This is a genomic window from Aerococcus urinae (genome assembly GCF_001543175.1).
GTDB classification, from domain to species: domain Bacteria; phylum Bacillota; class Bacilli; order Lactobacillales; family Aerococcaceae; genus Aerococcus; species Aerococcus urinae.
On record NZ_CP014161.1, the window covers coordinates 1,863,114 to 1,878,428 of the forward strand.

The 15,315-nt window shown below is 46.5% G+C and carries 13 protein-coding genes; 2 read left to right on the forward strand and 11 right to left on the reverse strand.

All coding sequences use genetic code 11. The features are described 5' to 3' along the window. Window positions 1–170 precede the first annotated feature (170 nt). Complete coding sequence (ppc, locus tag AWM73_RS08540; protein WP_268048487.1) at window positions 171–2,843, forward strand: phosphoenolpyruvate carboxylase; 2,673 nt, start codon at window positions 171–173, stop codon at window positions 2,841–2,843. Between the two features lie 487 nt (window positions 2,844–3,330). Here ppc and AWM73_RS08545 read toward each other — a convergent pair whose 3' ends face one another. The 7 genes from AWM73_RS08545 to AWM73_RS08570 form a co-directional block, all read right to left on the reverse strand. Next, window positions 3,331–4,044: a DUF1129 domain-containing protein gene (locus AWM73_RS08545; protein ID WP_060778953.1), complete on the reverse strand. Its 714-nt coding sequence runs from the start codon at window positions 4,042–4,044 to the stop codon at window positions 3,331–3,333. 12 nt (window positions 4,045–4,056) lie between these two features. Further along, the gene (gene ychF, locus AWM73_RS08550) at window positions 4,057–5,154 is read right to left on the reverse strand and encodes a redox-regulated ATPase YchF (protein WP_060778954.1); all 1,098 of its coding nucleotides are present in this window, start codon (window positions 5,152–5,154) and stop codon (window positions 4,057–4,059) included. Window positions 5,155–5,262: 108 nt separating this feature from the next. Beyond that, window positions 5,263–5,466 (reverse strand): DUF951 domain-containing protein, encoded by a 204-nt coding sequence (locus AWM73_RS08555; RefSeq protein ID WP_013668998.1) that lies wholly within the window; start codon window positions 5,464–5,466, stop codon window positions 5,263–5,265. A gap of 10 nt (window positions 5,467–5,476) precedes the next feature. After that, the gene (locus tag AWM73_RS08560) at window positions 5,477–6,442 is read right to left on the reverse strand and encodes a ParB/RepB/Spo0J family partition protein (protein WP_060778955.1); all 966 of its coding nucleotides are present in this window, start codon (window positions 6,440–6,442) and stop codon (window positions 5,477–5,479) included. Beyond that, window positions 6,432–7,196, reverse strand: coding sequence for a ParA family protein (locus tag AWM73_RS08565; protein WP_013669632.1), 765 nt, complete (start codon window positions 7,194–7,196; stop codon window positions 6,432–6,434). The genes AWM73_RS08560 and AWM73_RS08565 overlap by 11 nt, the downstream gene beginning before the upstream one ends. 321 nt (window positions 7,197–7,517) lie before the next feature. Then, window positions 7,518–7,727: a hypothetical protein gene (locus AWM73_RS09040; protein ID WP_060785023.1), complete on the reverse strand. Its 210-nt coding sequence runs from the start codon at window positions 7,725–7,727 to the stop codon at window positions 7,518–7,520. Between the two features lie 179 nt (window positions 7,728–7,906). Continuing rightward, a complete protein-coding gene (locus AWM73_RS08570) occupies window positions 7,907–9,622 on the reverse strand; it encodes a putative polysaccharide biosynthesis protein (RefSeq protein WP_060778956.1) in 1,716 nt (571 codons plus the stop codon). Window positions 9,623–9,874: 252 nt separating this feature from the next. On the opposite strand from AWM73_RS08570, the gene AWM73_RS08575 reads away from it, so the two are divergent. Next, window positions 9,875–11,119 carry a peptidoglycan bridge formation glycyltransferase FemA/FemB family protein gene (locus AWM73_RS08575; RefSeq protein ID WP_060778957.1) on the forward strand — a complete coding sequence of 415 codons (1,245 nt, stop codon included), beginning with the start codon at window positions 9,875–9,877 and terminating at the stop codon, window positions 11,117–11,119. 169 nt (window positions 11,120–11,288) lie between these two features. Here the strand turns inward: AWM73_RS08575 and AWM73_RS08580 are convergent, their stop codons facing one another. The 4 genes from AWM73_RS08580 to pepT all read right to left on the reverse strand — a co-directional run bounded on the left by AWM73_RS08580 (window position 11,289) and on the right by pepT (window position 15,202). Beyond that, window positions 11,289–12,023 carry an ABC transporter permease gene (locus AWM73_RS08580; protein WP_060778958.1) on the reverse strand — a complete coding sequence of 245 codons (735 nt, stop codon included), beginning with the start codon at window positions 12,021–12,023 and terminating at the stop codon, window positions 11,289–11,291. Continuing rightward, the gene (locus tag AWM73_RS08585; RefSeq protein ID WP_060778959.1) at window positions 12,020–12,769 is read right to left on the reverse strand and encodes an ABC transporter permease; all 750 of its coding nucleotides are present in this window, start codon (window positions 12,767–12,769) and stop codon (window positions 12,020–12,022) included. Before AWM73_RS08585 ends, AWM73_RS08580 begins: the two co-directional genes overlap by 4 nt. Before the next feature lie 4 nt (window positions 12,770–12,773). After that, window positions 12,774–13,682 (reverse strand): ABC transporter ATP-binding protein, encoded by a 909-nt coding sequence (locus AWM73_RS08590; RefSeq protein ID WP_060778960.1) that lies wholly within the window; start codon window positions 13,680–13,682, stop codon window positions 12,774–12,776. A 299-nt stretch (window positions 13,683–13,981) separates the two neighbouring features. After that, entirely contained in the window at window positions 13,982–15,202 is a 1,221-nt protein-coding gene (pepT, locus tag AWM73_RS08595; protein WP_060778961.1) for a peptidase T, read from the reverse strand. Window positions 15,203–15,315 lie beyond the last annotated feature (113 nt).

A 15,315-nucleotide genomic window follows, 5' to 3' on the forward strand; every position in this document is an offset into this window, starting at 1 on the left:
TTCACTTATAAGAGAAGTAATCATTACGAGAAAGCGTTTCCTAAGACTCGATTCCCCATGTTTCATTAAGGTGAAAAGTGGTATCATAGGAACAAATAAGGAACGTGCCGTTCCATAAAGGAGTGAACAGTGTGCCAGTCAAAAAGTTGGAAGCCAATATCACCCAATCTATGGTCAAGGAAGAAGTCAATGTCTTAAAAGAAATTCTTGACGAAACCACCCATAAGATAGTGGGTGACCAAGTCTTTGAGAAGATCCAAGGCCTGGTTGACCTCTCCATGAAAGAAGACTACAAGCAACTGGAAAAGGTTGTCGCCCAGCTCAGCAACGAAGAAATGGTGGTGGTTTCCCGTTATTTTTCGATTTTGCCGCTACTGATTAATATTTCCGAAGATGTCGATTTCGCTTATGAAATCAACTATCAAAATAATACCAATCAAGATTATCTGGGCAAACTCTCGCTGACTATTGATCGGGTGAGCCAAAGTGACCAGGCCAAGGAGATCTTAGAACAGGTCAATGTGGTGCCTGTCCTCACCGCCCACCCTACCCAGGTCCAACGCAAGACGATTCTGGAATTGACCAACCAACTCCACCAACTCCTGCGCAAGTACCATGACGTGAAGGCTGGCGTGGTTAACCGCGACAAATGGTATACCGACCTGCGCCGCTATATTGAAATTATTATGCAGACGGATATTATCCGGGAAAAGAAGCTCACCGTCCGTAATGAAATCACCAATGTGACCGCCTACTATAACAATTCCCTGATCCGAGCCATTACCAAGTTAAGCCGGCAATACCGCCACTTAGCAGCTCAAAAGGGAATCCTACTTGACCAAGCCAAACCCATTACCATGGGCATGTGGATTGGGGGCGACCGGGATGGTAACCCTTATGTGACTGCCGAAACCCTGATGCTTTCCGCTACCACCCAAAGTGAAGTCATCCTCAACTACTATATTGACAAGGTCTATAAACTCTACCGCAACTTCTCCCTGTCCACCACTCTGGTAGACATTAGTCCCGCCATGAAAGCCCTGGCCGCTAAGTCCAATGACCAGTCGATTTACCGGGAGAACGAACCCTACCGACGGGCCTTCCATTATATCCAAGCCAAGCTCACTCAGAATTTAGCAGAAGTGAAAAACGGCCTGAAAAGAGACGACCAAGCCGCCACTCCAAGCTACCAAAACGCGGAAGCATTTAAGGCCGACCTCTTAATTATCAAGGACTCCTTACTGGCTAATGGGGAAGACGCCCTCTTAACCGGAGATTTCAATGAATTACTGGAAGCCATCGACATTTTTGGTTTCTTCCTGGCTACCATCGACATGCGCCAAGATTCTAGCGTCAATGAAGCCTGTGTAGCGGAATTGTTGAAGTCAGCTAAGATTGTCGACGACTATTCATCCCTCTCGGAAGAAGAAAAAGTCAAAGTCCTCCTCAAGGAATTGCTGGAAGACCCTAGACCCTTGTCTTCTGCCCATAGTGAGAAATCCGAACTCTTAGAAAAAGAATTAAAAATCTTTAGAACCGCCCGTTTCTTAAAAGACCAACTGGGCGACCAAGTGATCAAGCAACATATCATCTCCCATACTGAGAGTGTCTCAGATATGTTCGAACTCGCCATCATGCTCAAAGAAGTCGGCCTAGTGGCTCCTAAACAAGCCCGGGTCCAAATCGTGCCCCTCTTTGAGACCATCGAAGACTTGGAAAACGCCCAAGGGATCATGGAAGAATTCCTCAGTTATGACCTGGTCAAAAATTGGATCAAAGGTAACCATGGCTACCAAGAAGTCATGCTGGGTTACTCCGACTCCAACAAGGACGGCGGCTACCTATCTTCCGTTTGGACCCTTTACAAGGTCCAACAAGAACTGACCCAACTCGGCGAAGACCACGGGATTAAGATTACCTTTATCCATGGTCGGGGCGGGACTGTCGGCCGTGGGGGCGGTCCTTCCTATGAAGCGGTCACTTCCCAACCCTTTGGCTCTATCAAGGACCGGATCCGTCTGACCGAACAAGGAGAAATTATTGAGAATAAGTACGGCAACCAAGATGTAGCCTACTATAACCTGGAAATGTTAGTCTCGGCCGCCATTAGTCGAATTGTGCCAAGTCCAGTCGCTAATAAGACTGAGGTGGAAGATTTCTACCAAGATATGGATGACATTGTCCACTATTCCAATGGGGTTTACCGCCACTTAGTCTTTGATACGCCGGAATTCTATGATTATTTCTTTGAAGCCACACCGATTAAGGAAGTGTCAAGTTTGAACATCGGGTCGCGTCCCGCTGCCCGTAAAACCATCACGGAAATCACCGGACTCCGGGCTATTCCTTGGGTCTTCTCCTGGTCCCAAACCCGGATCATGTTCCCGGGCTGGTACGGGGTCGGTTCCGCCTTCAAGCACTTTATCGACCAAGAGGAAGGCAACCTGGAAAAACTCCAAGCCATGTATCAAAGCTGGCCTTTCTTCCATTCCTTACTCTCTAATGTCGACATGGTCTTATCCAAGTCCAACATGAATATCGCTGAGCAATACGCTCAATTGGCAGAGAATGAAGCGGTCCGTGCCGTCTTCACCACCATCCGCGATGAATGGCAACTCACCAAAGAAGTTCTCCTAGCCATTGAAAAGCATGACGACTTCCTGGCTACCAACCCTTCCTTAAGGGCCAGCCTGGACTATCGTTTACCTTACTTCAATGTTTTGAACTACATTCAAATTGAATTGATCAAACGCCTCCGTCATAATGAATTGGATGAAGACTACGAAAAACTCATCCATACCACCATTAACGGGATTGCCACCGGTTTACGTAACTCCGGTTGATCTTTAGCTATGAGCATGCGTTCTGCTTTTGAAATTTGGTCGTTACACAGCCATGGCACCGGTTCGGGCCCAGAGGTCCCTCACCTAGCCAGCTTCAAAGCCAGAGTGTGACAAAAGTATAAAAGCCCTGAACTACTGGAATAAACGAAGGTAGAGCCTTTCCAAAGGCTCTACCTTCGTTTATGAAGTGGACGTCAGGGCTACTTTTGGAACAGGTTTGGGGTCGTACGGCTAAAGCCTATGATCCCAGCTACGCATACTGAATCCGTAACTTGCTTTGCTTCGAACGGCTTCAGCATAATTCACATCGCTTGCTTGTTCATGGCTAACGACCGCATTTCAAGCGCCACTACTGCTCATAGTTATTAGTTAAAAGAAACTTTATTTAATATTGCCAGTAACAAGAATAAATCAAAAAATAAAAAGTGTTTCTATGAAAGCTGTCTTTTGCTTTCACGGAAACACTTTTTCTTTAGCTTTTTATATTTTAATTTTTCCCCATAAATTGTCCTTGGAACCACCAGCGGGCAAGGAAGGCTAGGGCACCGATGACCAGATAGGCGAAAGGTGGCAAGGCTCCGTTCCAGGATGGCGGTAGGACAGCTAGAGCGCCGACCAGGATAAGCATCCACAAGCCGACCACCAAAACGGAGAGTAAGATGTAGCGACCAATGCCGCGTTTGCCCTTTTCTTGGTTCATGTCAGGACTGTATTGGTTTAAAACCGCCATAGCCAGTCCCCCCATAACAAAGTTAACCACCAAGGCAGCCGGTCCAAAGGCGGTCGCTGAGCTGGATTGGTTATTGGATAAGAGGGCCGACAAGCCGGCAATAATAGAGAAGAGTCCACCCACAAAGAGGGCCCCTTCCACCCAATGCATCCAGAAAGGCGCAGGGGCTAATTCCTTAGCAGTTGGACGTTTTTCCAATTCTTCAGCGTATTGGTAGGGTTGCCCATAGAGCTGTTGGGCGGTTTGGCCACTCGCTTGAGTCTCCACCAAGGTGGTTAAGATCTCATGGAGGACTTCGGTCTTGTTGCGGCCGCGTAAGTCCTTATCCTTAATAGCTTTTTCAAATTGGAAGACAAATTCCTTATTACGCTTGGTTAATTGGGGATAGAGAGTCTTATTTTCAGCCTCATATTGGTCAAGTTGAGCCTGGCGTTCAGCTGCTTGGTCCGTTTTTTTATCTTGATTAAACACGAGGTCCACCTCCTAAACATTGAAGCGGAAGAGCATGACATCACCGTCTTGGACCTCATAGTCCTTGCCTTCCGAACGGTAGCGGCCAGCTTCCTTGCAGGCTTGGATGCTGCCGTATTCGACCAGGTCGTCATAGTGGACCGTTTCCGCACGAATGAAGCCACGTTCAAAGTCGGAGTGAATGATCCCGGCGGCTTGGGGCGCATGCATGCCCTTCTTAAAGGTCCAGGCCCGAACTTCTTGTTCCCCGGCCGTAAAGTAGGTGGCTAGGCCCAGTAACTTGTAGGCTTGTTGGATCAAGACATCCAAGCCGGATTGGTCCATGCCCAAGTCTTCCAGGAACATGTCGCGGTCTTCCTCATCCATGGTAGCTAGGTCTTCTTCCAACTTGGCTGAGACCACCACCACTTCGGAGCCTTCTGCTTGGGCTAATTGGCGGACTTGGTTGACATAGTCATTATCCCCATCACTGGCATCGTCTTCGCTCACGTTAGCCACGTAGAGGACCGGTTTCATGGTTAAGAGGAATAATTGCTTAGCTACCGCTTCTTCTTCTTCGTTGAAGTCGACGGTCCGGGCCGGTTTGCCCGCTTCTAGGGCTTCCTTTAATTTCTTCAAGGTATTGGCTTCAGTCACGGCATCATGGTCTTTGGACTTAGCCATTTTGACCGCTTTTTCATAGCGTTTGTTGACACTTTCCAAGTCAGCCAGGACTAATTCTAGGTTAATGGTTTCGATGTCATCTTGGGGGTTAATGCCACCAGACACGTGGGTAATATTGCCGTCATCAAAGCAACGAACCACATGACAAATGGCGTCCACTTCCCGGATATTGGCTAAGAACTTGTTGCCTAAACCTTCCCCCTTGGAGGCACCCTTAACGATCCCAGCAATATCGGTAAATTCAAAGGTGGTTGGGATGGTCTTTTTGGGTTGGTAGATTTCACTAAGCTTCCACAAACGTTGGTCGGGCACTTCCACAACCCCCACATTAGGGTCAATCGTCGCAAAAGGATAGTTAGCGGCTTCCACTTGAGACTTGGTTATGGCGTTAAATAAAGTAGATTTCCCTACATTAGGTAAACCTACGATTCCTGCTGTTAAAGGCATGGTTTTTCGGTCACTCTTTCTCTTTAAAATTCTTGGTCTTCACTGAGCCACTTCAAGCTTCAAGGCCAGCTTATCATCTAGGCAGCTGACACTTTAAGAAATCGGCAGCTACTTGCCTTGGTCATCATGGCCAATGACTTTTTTCATTTTCTTTTCAAATTCGCGCCGTGGCATCATGACAGACTGCCCACAGCCTTGACACTTCATGCGGATATCGGCCCCCATGCGGATCAACTTCCAGGCATTGGTCTTACACGGATGGGGCTTCTTCATTTCCACGATATCATTTAAATCATAATTTTTTTCAGCCATCTTCTTCACCTCAATCATCAAAACGAATGTCTAAGATATCCAAGATCCGGGTGAGGTCTTCTTGGGATAGGTATTCAATTTCAATCTTGCCGGCTTGGCCCTTGGGTTTAATCTGCACATTGGTGCCGAACTTATCCATGAGGTGTTCTTCGCCCTCAAGTAAATAAGTAGGTTTTTCCGACTTATTATTGGCCACTTTAGGAGCTGGTTGGACCGGTTCATTGAGGTTTTGGACCAGCTTTTCCAAGTGACGAACGGTAATGCCTTCGTCGACGACTTTCTTGGCCAGTCGGCTTTGTTCTTTCTTATTTTTTAACCCTAATAAGGTCCGGGCTTGGCCCATGGACAGTTCTTTGTTTTGCAGGAGCTCCTTGACATCTTCATTTAAGTCGAGGAGTCTCAAGGTATTGGCCAGGTGGGACCGGCTCTTGCCTAGGCGTTTGGCCGCTTCAGCCTGGGTCAGGTCGAGTTCATCCATTAAATTCCGGTAGGCTTGGGCCTCTTCTAGGGGGGTCAGGTCCTCCCGTTGCAGGTTTTCAATGATGGCGGTCTCGATCATTTGGGCATCGGTCATTTCCCGAACTAAGGCCGGAATGCTATCGTAGCCCGCCAGTTTCATGGCCCGGAAGCGCCGTTCCCCAGCGATAATTTCATAGCCCTTGATGGCCGATTTTCTCAGGGTAATGGGTTGTAAAAGCCCTTGTTCTTCAATAGAATCAGCTAATTCTTGGAGGGCAGTGGGGTCAAATTCCGTCCGCGGTTGGTAGGGATTGGGACGGATCTCATCAAGAGGAATCTCTTGGACTTGGTCTTGGCGGCTTTGGTCTTGTCCGCTCTCATTCGCCTCTGCTTCCTCAGCTTCTTGGTCGATGGCTTGGGCCTGTTGGGTCAGGTCGGTGGCTTCATTATCGAAGGAGTCCCCGGGAAAGAGGGCCCCGATCCCCTTACCCAGACCCCGGTTTTTCTTACTGGTCATTTGCGAGCACTTCCTTTGCCAGTTGTAGGTAGACTTGCGCCCCTTTGGAACTCATATCGTAATCAATGATCGATTGGCCGTAGGAGGGCGCTTCCGACAAACGCACATTACGCGGGATCAAGGTATTATAGACCTTGTCGCCAAAGTACTTACGAACTTCTTCGACCACTTCATTGGCCAAGTTGGTCCGCGAGTCGAACATGGTCATCAAGACCCCTTCAATCTTCAAATGAGGGTTAAAGTGTTTTTGGACCAGTTGAATGGTATTAAGTAACTGACTCAAGCCTTCCAGGGCATAGTATTCACTCTGTACCGGGATCAAGATCGCATCCGCCGCGGTAAAGGCATTAATGGTCAAGTGGCCTAGGGAGGGTGGACAGTCGATAATGACATAGTCGTAATTTTCCTTGACCCCATCAATGGCCTGCTTCATCCGGGCTTCCCGGTGAGGGAGGTTGGTCAGTTCCACTTCTGCCCCGGCTAATTGGATGGTGGCTGGAACCAAGACCAGGTTTTCCCGCGATGATTGCTGGATGGTGGTAGCCATATCCACATCATTAACTAAAACATCATAAATATCCCGCTCGACTTCCGCTTTAGAGATGCCTAAACCACTGGTCGCATTTCCCTGGGCATCACTATCGACTAAGAGCACTTGTTTGTCTGAATAAGCCAGTGCAGCAGCTAAGTTGACCGCTGTTGTCGTTTTACCGACGCCACCTTTTTGATTGGCTATGGCAATGACCTTCCCCATGTTAATCCTCCTAAAACTAAGCAATGAAAAAAGGAACGAATGCGTTCCTTAATCCCCGCATTTCTTCCAAGTTAATCATTAACTCTTCGCTATCTTTTCTACTGTATCCGTTAAGCGCTCTTCCCTCAATCAGGAAAAGCGGTCCTTAGCGTGTCAAATCAGTTTACCTGACTGATTGCTGGGCTTTGACATTGGCCTAGAATTTACCGCTCCAGGCCCCAGACCAGGGCTTAAAAACTGATTTGCATCGGTCTCTTTTATTGTATCAAAAAAAGCTTGACTTTGCTCAATAAATATTAGCTGATTGCCTCTAACTTGCCTTTAGAGGTAAAGGTCCCGTCTGGAAAAATAAATGACCGACCCATAATCGATCAAGAGACTGACTACAACCATGGCTAGGGAAGAGACGAGAAAGTAATGGGTATCCTGACAAATCTTATCGGGATCGTAAACAGTAAACAAGGTACAATAATCCAGCCAATCCAGCTGATCAGATAGTTTCCGAAAGACGTCAGCAAGATAAAAGAACATCACCAAGCTAGTGGAAGCCGCTAAAGCCTGGCTCTTTACGCCATATTCAGCCGACGGTCCTATTAATTGGATAAAATTATACTCTAAAATATATAAATTAAAAGCTTTTTTTCAATTCCAAGTAAAAAAGAGTCACCCCTTAAGGAGTAACTCTATGAAAATCTCTTATTACTTAATTTTTACCCGATATGGAAGAAATTGCGCAAGCGTTCTGCCTGTCTTTGACCAATGATAACATCCAGCTGCCGGCTTTTACTAATCGACAAGACATAGACAAAAGCACCCACACTAGCTAAGACCAGTAATTCCACTAGGGCACCCAAGCGATTAGGCGCTCCGATCACGACCTTGAAAAAGATCAGTAAGAGCCCATCAATCACTAACATGAGCCCACTAGCCTTCAAGGCGCCCGATAAGCGACCTAAAACTGCCTTGCCACTGAGCTGAACCCGGGCATGAATGATCACCAGGTAGTAAACACACATATAAACAAAGGCCAGGATGGAGGCGTACATGGCGCCTTCACTACCAAAGACAGCCAAGAGCGGGTATTGGACGATCAATTTCATGACCACCCCGAGGGCAATCCCAACCATGGCCCGTTTTTGGTCATCCATGGCTTGTAAGACCATCACTAAAACGGAAAAGAGTCCCATGGGAATGGCCATCACTGAAGAGATCTGTAAGTACCATTCACCTAGAGGATCATAAATCCCGTAAAGGAGTTGGTAAACCGGACCCGCCACCAGGGCCATTCCCAAGGAAGCCGGTAGCATGACCAGACTGAAAAGATTCAAGGTATGTAAGATCACTTCCCGGGTCTTGGTGAAGCTGGCCTTGACCTTGTGAGTCAGCTTAGCCCGGCGGTAGTGGGTCAATTCCCGGATATAGGTATCGGTCACCACCGGAACCGAAGTCGAAGCAATGGCGGTGGCAAAGGAGAGGATGATTTGAATCACCCGCCGCGCATTGGCATTAAAGACCCCATATTGGTAGACTAATTGGTCATGGGCTAAATCGCTCACCCGCTGCATCACCGGCATGTAGGTATTCATATCAATCAAGTTGATGACTTCAACAATTGACCCGGTGATGACAAAGGGAATGGCCACCCGGACAATCTCGAACAAGAGACTCCTGGTAGAAACCGTATTAGTATCCACATAGCCTTCAGGCAGCTGGTACTGGTCTTTATCGCGGATATAGTAGAAAACCAAGGTGATAATGGCCACCACCGCCCCGATAAAGGCCGCAAAAGTGGAGTGCCCCACCGCCGCTGCCACCGAACCGTCTAAGAGCTGGCGGATCACATAAACCGCCACCAGCATATAGGCTACCCGGGCGATCTGTTCGGTAACCTGGGAGATAGCACTCTGCTTCATCTCCAGATAGGCTTGAAAGCCCCCTCTAAGAATGGATAAGAGGGGAATGACTGCCAAAGCCGGAACTAGGGAACGGATAACTAGAACCACATCTTCTTCCCGAGCCGCTGGTAAGTTTTGCGACAGGGCTGGCGCTGCCAGGTAGAGTAGGATAGCACAGACCACCCCAGTAAGGGTCATTAGAATGGCCCCACTCTTAAAGAGGCGACGACTGGTCCCGTATTCTCCCCGGGCCATGTAATTGGTCATTTGCTTAGAGATGGCTGCCGGCACTCCAGCAATGGCCACCGACAAGAAAATTAAATAATAATTGTAACCAATACTATACAAGGCATTGGCCTGGGTTCCCGTATGGGGGTCTCCGATCCAACGCATCCAAGGAATAATATAAAGGACCCCGATGATCCGTGAGACCATACTGGATATGGACATCCAGGCCGATCCTTCATTCAATTTAGCTTTTGCGCGTGCTTCCTGGTCGATAACTTCCAGGTCTTTTTCATTTTTTGGCATTCTTACTCTCCCAGAATTGTTTGACATGTTTTTTATACATCATAATCTTACTTATTGTACTCAAATTTAGCCATCAATTCAATACAACTTCCCTTTGCTCTTTCAGTCAGCCCCCTACCGTCCATACCGCTAGGGCAAAAATCGCCTGAGTTTTAGACGGTTTTTTTGCTATAATGGGAGCTGTTAGACAAGATTTTGCTTATTTTTAGTAAAATAAACAGATAATATATTAAACATTAGCAAAGGACTATTATGATTTTTAAAGAAATTTCAGCCAAGGAACTTGAACACTTTCAACAAGAGCAACCTGACCGTCACTTTTTCACCCAGGGCGCTGACTACCAACGCCTGGCCGAAAGCAACCAGACCACTTCTAAAATCCTGGCCGTCGTTGAAGGTGAGTCCCTACTGGCTTATGCCATCTTCATCTACTACCCCTACAAAAAGTTTTTCTACAAGGTGACCACCCAATTTGGACCGATTATGGATTATGCTAACCCAGACCTGGTCGATTTCTACTTCCACCACTTAAAAAATTACTTTAAGAAGAATTGGCGGGTCCTCTGTGTCCGGGTCAACCCCTTCCTCAATGAACGCTACTTCTCCGATGTCGACTTTATCGAGGACAATCCCCAAGCCGGCAGCGTGGATAAGATCCTTCAAGCGGAAGGCTATATTAAAACCGACCACGACCTCTTCGATGATCCCACCCTGGCCACTCGTTGCGTTTTTTCCAAAGATTTGACCGGGCTCACCAAGGATAATCTCCTGAAGCATGTCTCACAAATCGCCCGCTACACCATCAACCGTACCATCAAGGAAGGCGTGCAAGTGCGGCCGCTGGATATTTACGATGAAGCCGATGGTAAAATTCTCGATGCCATCAACCAAGAGACCTCAGAACGGATTGGTTTTGAACTGAGAGATGCTAAGTACTTCAAAAATCTCAAAAACATCCTAAAAGACGACCTCATCCTGGCCCTGGCCTATATCGATTGTGACTACTTCCTGAGCCAAACCAAAGAAACCATCGCCAAGCTCAAAGCAGAACGGCAAGAATTGGAAGAAAAACTCGCCTTGGGCAAGGTTAACCCTAAAAAGACCAATAATAAAATCCGTGAGCTCAATGAAAATATCGGCATTTGGGAAAAGAAAATTGAAAAGATCCAAAAGTTGAAGGCAGAAGAAGGCAATATCGTCAACTTAGCCTCAGCCAGCTTTATCCAATCGGCTGAGGACTTTATTTACTTCTCTAGTGGTGCCTTCAGCAAGTTTACCCGTTTTGAGGGACCTTACGCTATCCTCTATCGCATGCTCCAAGAGGCCATCGAGAAAGACTTTAACTACTTTAATTTTTACGGGACCAGTAGCGATTTCTCTGAAGACGGCCCCGACTACGGCGTCCTCCAATTCAAGCGTAACTTCAAGGGGAATATCGAATGGTTTATGGCCAACTACGAACTACGAAATGCCCTAGGGAAAATTGTTTCCTGGTAGGACTGACCGCTAGCTATAGTAAAAATAAGGCGCTGGTGAAGCTACACATGCTCCACCAGCGCCTTTTTTGGGAATCTCTTTATTAGTCAACGTAACCTTTTCTAGGACAGTCCCATCCTATCCGATGGAGCAAGCCTATAGCTAATCCAAGCTGTCGACTTAGGAAGGCTTACTTGCTTTTGGCTAATTCCTGACAAGATAATTGGTAGAATAGGCCCGTGACCCCCACATTGACCAAAAGGAATAAAACCAGTTCAGCCAAGCTAAAGTCTTCAAGCGCCCGACTGCGTAAGGCCACCATGACTTGAGAGTAAGGGTAGAATGGCACCAGGTTTTCATTGATGAAGAGCAAGACAAAGCCGCCCATGACAGCTAAGCCTGAAAAACCTACTGACTGGCTAAAATTTCTGCTTTTAGAAAAGAGATAACTTTGAATAGAAAGAATGCTTGCCGAGGCCACAAGCGACAAGGCAATCCATTTTAAATTGACCAGGACATCCAGCGATAACTGAAGGTCTGCAGCCAACACTGCCCCAAGATACACTAAGAAAAGTAAGCCTTGGATAAAAGTGACGATTCCTAGAACCGCTATCAGCTTGCTAAAAAGCAGCTTCCTAATCGAAACAGCATTGGCCCGTAACATTTCGATATTCTTTCTTTCAAATTCTTGATTGAGGCTTATGGCTATAAATATGGCCAGCATGGGAGCAGACAAGACTTGGCTATAATAAAAAGTCAATTGTCCCCACATGACTTGGTATTGGGTCCCTTCAGTAAAAACGGACTGGTTGGCAAAGTAAATACCTAAACCAATAAAGCTGGCTAAGGCCAGAAAGACCAGGCCGATACAGAATAATTGGACTTTTCTCAATTTATGCCATTCTAGGGCTAGATAGTCTCTCATGCTAAGGTCCCCTTTCTAGCAATCATGGCCCGGACGACAATCGCTATCAGGGCGAGGTAAAGCAGATAAAGCAGTAAACGTACTCCCAGCCAAGTGTCCAAAACATAGGTATAAGACATACTATCCAGCAGATTAAATTTATAGGGGGCTAAGTAGCCTGCCCCTAAAAAAGGCAGGATAAAACTCCAAAGCGCTGAGGTTTTTGATGCCAAAACCAGGCCGAAAAAGCCACCCATAAAGCCTAAGGATAACAAAAGCCCTTGTTTTTCGATCACCAGCGCCAGGAATAAATAAAGAGTGATCAAGCTGAGACTGGCCAGAAATTGTCCAATCACTTGCAGGAGACTTATTGATAGAGGGACATGGACGCCATGGACAGAGGCATATAGGGTCACAAGCCCGGTTTGGGCGATTGCAATTAGCAGGAAAAATAAGGCCGTGAGGAGCAATTTACTATCAAAAATCTTCAGTGTGGTCCTGCCATTGGCATTTTGCAGTTTAAAAGTTTGCCCCATTCTTTCATTGTTAACGATCCGACTGGTAAAAATACTAATCGCTATAGGGAGTAAGAGGCTATTAACGGTCTGATTATTAAACAAGACTCCTACCGCATCCAGTTGGCGGCTGGTGAACTCATCGCCTAAACTGACCAGATTCCACAATAAGGCTGCTAGCATCAGGATGACTGCAAGCGAAAACGACCGGGTTCTGCGACTCTTTAAAAGTTCGATTCTTAAAGCCTTCAAAGTCCTACACCTCCTTGGTTAACTGTAAGAAAATATCTTCCAGACTTTCCTGTTTGGACGCGATTCTAAAAAGCGGAAAACCCATCCCAACCAAGGCTTTAGCGATCAAGGCGACCTGGTCATCAGTCGTCCGATTGATTTTCAGAATATGGTCCGCCACTTCAAAGTCATTGGGCCCATAGTATTGACTTAACAAACGCTCTACTGCCTGGCTTTCAAATTCTCCGCGAAATTCGATCCAATGATTGGCATTGATTTGGTCAATTTCACCTTCATAGACCAGTCTTCCCTGATTAATGATCCCTACCCGATCAGCCATCTGCTCAATTTCAGATAAAATATGACTGGAAATCAAGACGGTCAAGCCCTGACTCTTCGCCAGATTAATAATCAATTCTCTGACTTCATGGATACCGCTGGGATCTAAGCCGTTGGTTGGCTCATCAAGCAGTAAGATTTGGGGTTGCTTGACTAAGGCAAAGGCAAGAGCTAAGCGCTGCTTCATCCCTAAGGAATAGTCTCTAGCCAGTTTTTTCTTATTTTTCTCTTCGGCTAAACCGACTAATTCAAGAGTTTTCCAAATATTTTGCTTATCAAAACCCAGCATTTTTTGAAAGACTAAGAGGTTTTCATATCCGGTTAAATTGGGATAGTAGGAGGGTTCTTCAATCATTGAGCCGATGTCATTTAAATAATCCCTATTTTCTAGAATAGATTGCCCTCCAACTTCAATCTGACCCGATGAGGGTGGGATTAAGGAGAGGATCATCTTCATGGTGGTGGTTTTTCCGGCCCCGTTAGGCCCTAAGAAGCCATAGATTTCCCCCTTTCTCACGGTAAGATGATCCAAATCCACCGAATGATGCCCATTAAAAGCCTTCTTCAAATTTTTAACTTCAATCATATTGGTCATGTCATGCCTCTTCCTCTCAGTAAAATCTTTTGCAATATACTTTTTAAATCATATCTAATTATAGGTTGAAGCAAGTGGACCAGCCTTTACCTAACCTTACAAATCAAAGAGGGAAGCTTACAGTTTTGTAAGGTTAATTGATGTTTATTAACTCAAAGCCTGACTGCGCTTAGCTGTGCTTATATCTACCCCCATGGCCCCAGAGAAGATCCTTTCTTTAACTTCAAGGCAAAGAAAAATGCCATACCATCACTGATATGACATTGTTTATCGACATGATTTTGATCTCAGTCACTGTCTTAGCCCTTAATAATGGCAACAATGACCTCTTGTAGGGCTTGGAGGCCTTCCGCACTGACAAATTCGTATTGGCCGTGGAGGTTTTCCCCGCCGGTAAAGATGTTAGCGGTCGGAAGCCCCTTGAAGTTGAAGACACAGCCATCCATGCCGCCACGGAAGGGTTGGACATCAGGTTCAATGCCACAGTCCCGGTAAGCCTTCAGCGCGCGTTCCATAACGTATGGATGGTGGTCGAGAACTTCTTTAATATTCTTGTACTGGTCCGAAATTTCATAGCGGATCCGCGGCCGTTTGTACTGGCTATTGATCTTATCCACCACTTGGGCAAAGATTTCCTTACGTTCTTGGAATTTGTCCGCGTCGTGGTCACGGATAATAAAGACTTGGTGAACTTGACCTAAGTCCCCACTTTGTTCGGTTAACATGAAGTAACCCTCATAGCCGTCCGTCTTCTCAGGCACTTGGTCCTTGGGCAGGTCGTTGACGATCTGAGCCCCTAGGTGCAAGGGATTAATGGCATTGCCCTTGGAAGAACCGGGATGGACACTCTTGCCCTCGATCCAGACTTCTACCTGGGCCGCGTTAAAGGTCTCTCCTTCAATCTTACCCACCCGGCCTGAATCTGGTGTATAGGCAAAATCGGCGCCAAAAGCTTCCACATCAAAGCGGTAGGCCCCCAAGAGACCAATTTCTTCATCGACCACAAAGGCAATTCTCACCTTGCCGTGTTCAATTTCGGGGTGGTCCAGGAGATATTCCATGGCCCCAATAATCCCCACCATACCGGCCTTGTCATCAGCACCAAGCAGGGTGGTCCCGTCACTGGTAATCAGGGTAAGACCCACATAGTCCTTGAGGAAGGGAAATTCGGCCACTTCCATGACAATCCCTTCATCCTTGTTTAAAACAATGTCCTCGCCGTCATAATTTTCATGAACCTGGGGTTGAATATTTTCCGCATTGAAATCAGCCGTATCCACATGGGCGATAAAAGCAATCACGGGATAGTCTTTCTCGGTATTGGCTTCCAAGGTCGCCGTCACACAGGCCCGCTCGCGGTCAAAATCGACCTCACTTAGTCCCAGTTCTTCCAGCTCTCCAGCAATGCTTTCTAAAAAATCCAACTGACTCTTAGTACTGGGAAAGCTGTCACTGTACATATCTGAGCGGGTATTAACCTTAGCATAGCGAATAAAACGCTCGCTTAAACTTTTAGACATGGTCTAGCTCCTTTCTCATAATCTTTTACAGCTATCTTTCACTGTTTATAATAAATTGTCAAACCTTTTGTGCAACAAAAATCCGCACTCAGACAATAGATATATTTGATTGT

What these genes read in the sequence shown, in the direction of transcription:
- AWM73_RS08580 (WP_060778958.1), bottom strand. Translation starts at nt 12,023, where the DNA reads ATGAGAGACTATCTAGCCCTAGAATGGCATAAATTGAGAAAAGTCCAA.
- AWM73_RS08565 (WP_013669632.1), bottom strand. Translation starts at nt 7,196, where the DNA reads ATGGGGAAGGTCATTGCCATAGCCAATCAAAAAGGTGGCGTCGGTAAA.
- ppc (WP_268048487.1), top strand. Translation starts at nt 171, where the DNA reads ATGGTCAAGGAAGAAGTCAATGTCTTAAAAGAAATTCTTGACGAAACC.
- AWM73_RS08590 (WP_060778960.1), bottom strand. Translation starts at nt 13,682, where the DNA reads ATGACCAATATGATTGAAGTTAAAAATTTGAAGAAGGCTTTTAATGGG.
- ychF (WP_060778954.1), bottom strand. Translation starts at nt 5,154, where the DNA reads ATGCCTTTAACAGCAGGAATCGTAGGTTTACCTAATGTAGGGAAATCT.
- AWM73_RS09040 (WP_060785023.1), bottom strand. Translation starts at nt 7,727, where the DNA reads ATGTTCTTTTATCTTGCTGACGTCTTTCGGAAACTATCTGATCAGCTG.
- AWM73_RS08560 (WP_060778955.1), bottom strand. Translation starts at nt 6,442, where the DNA reads ATGACCAGTAAGAAAAACCGGGGTCTGGGTAAGGGGATCGGGGCCCTC.
- AWM73_RS08555 (WP_013668998.1), bottom strand. Translation starts at nt 5,466, where the DNA reads ATGGCTGAAAAAAATTATGATTTAAATGATATCGTGGAAATGAAGAAG.
- AWM73_RS08575 (WP_060778957.1), top strand. Translation starts at nt 9,875, where the DNA reads ATGATTTTTAAAGAAATTTCAGCCAAGGAACTTGAACACTTTCAACAA.
- AWM73_RS08570 (WP_060778956.1), bottom strand. Translation starts at nt 9,622, where the DNA reads ATGCCAAAAAATGAAAAAGACCTGGAAGTTATCGACCAGGAAGCACGC.
- pepT (WP_060778961.1), bottom strand. Translation starts at nt 15,202, where the DNA reads ATGTCTAAAAGTTTAAGCGAGCGTTTTATTCGCTATGCTAAGGTTAAT.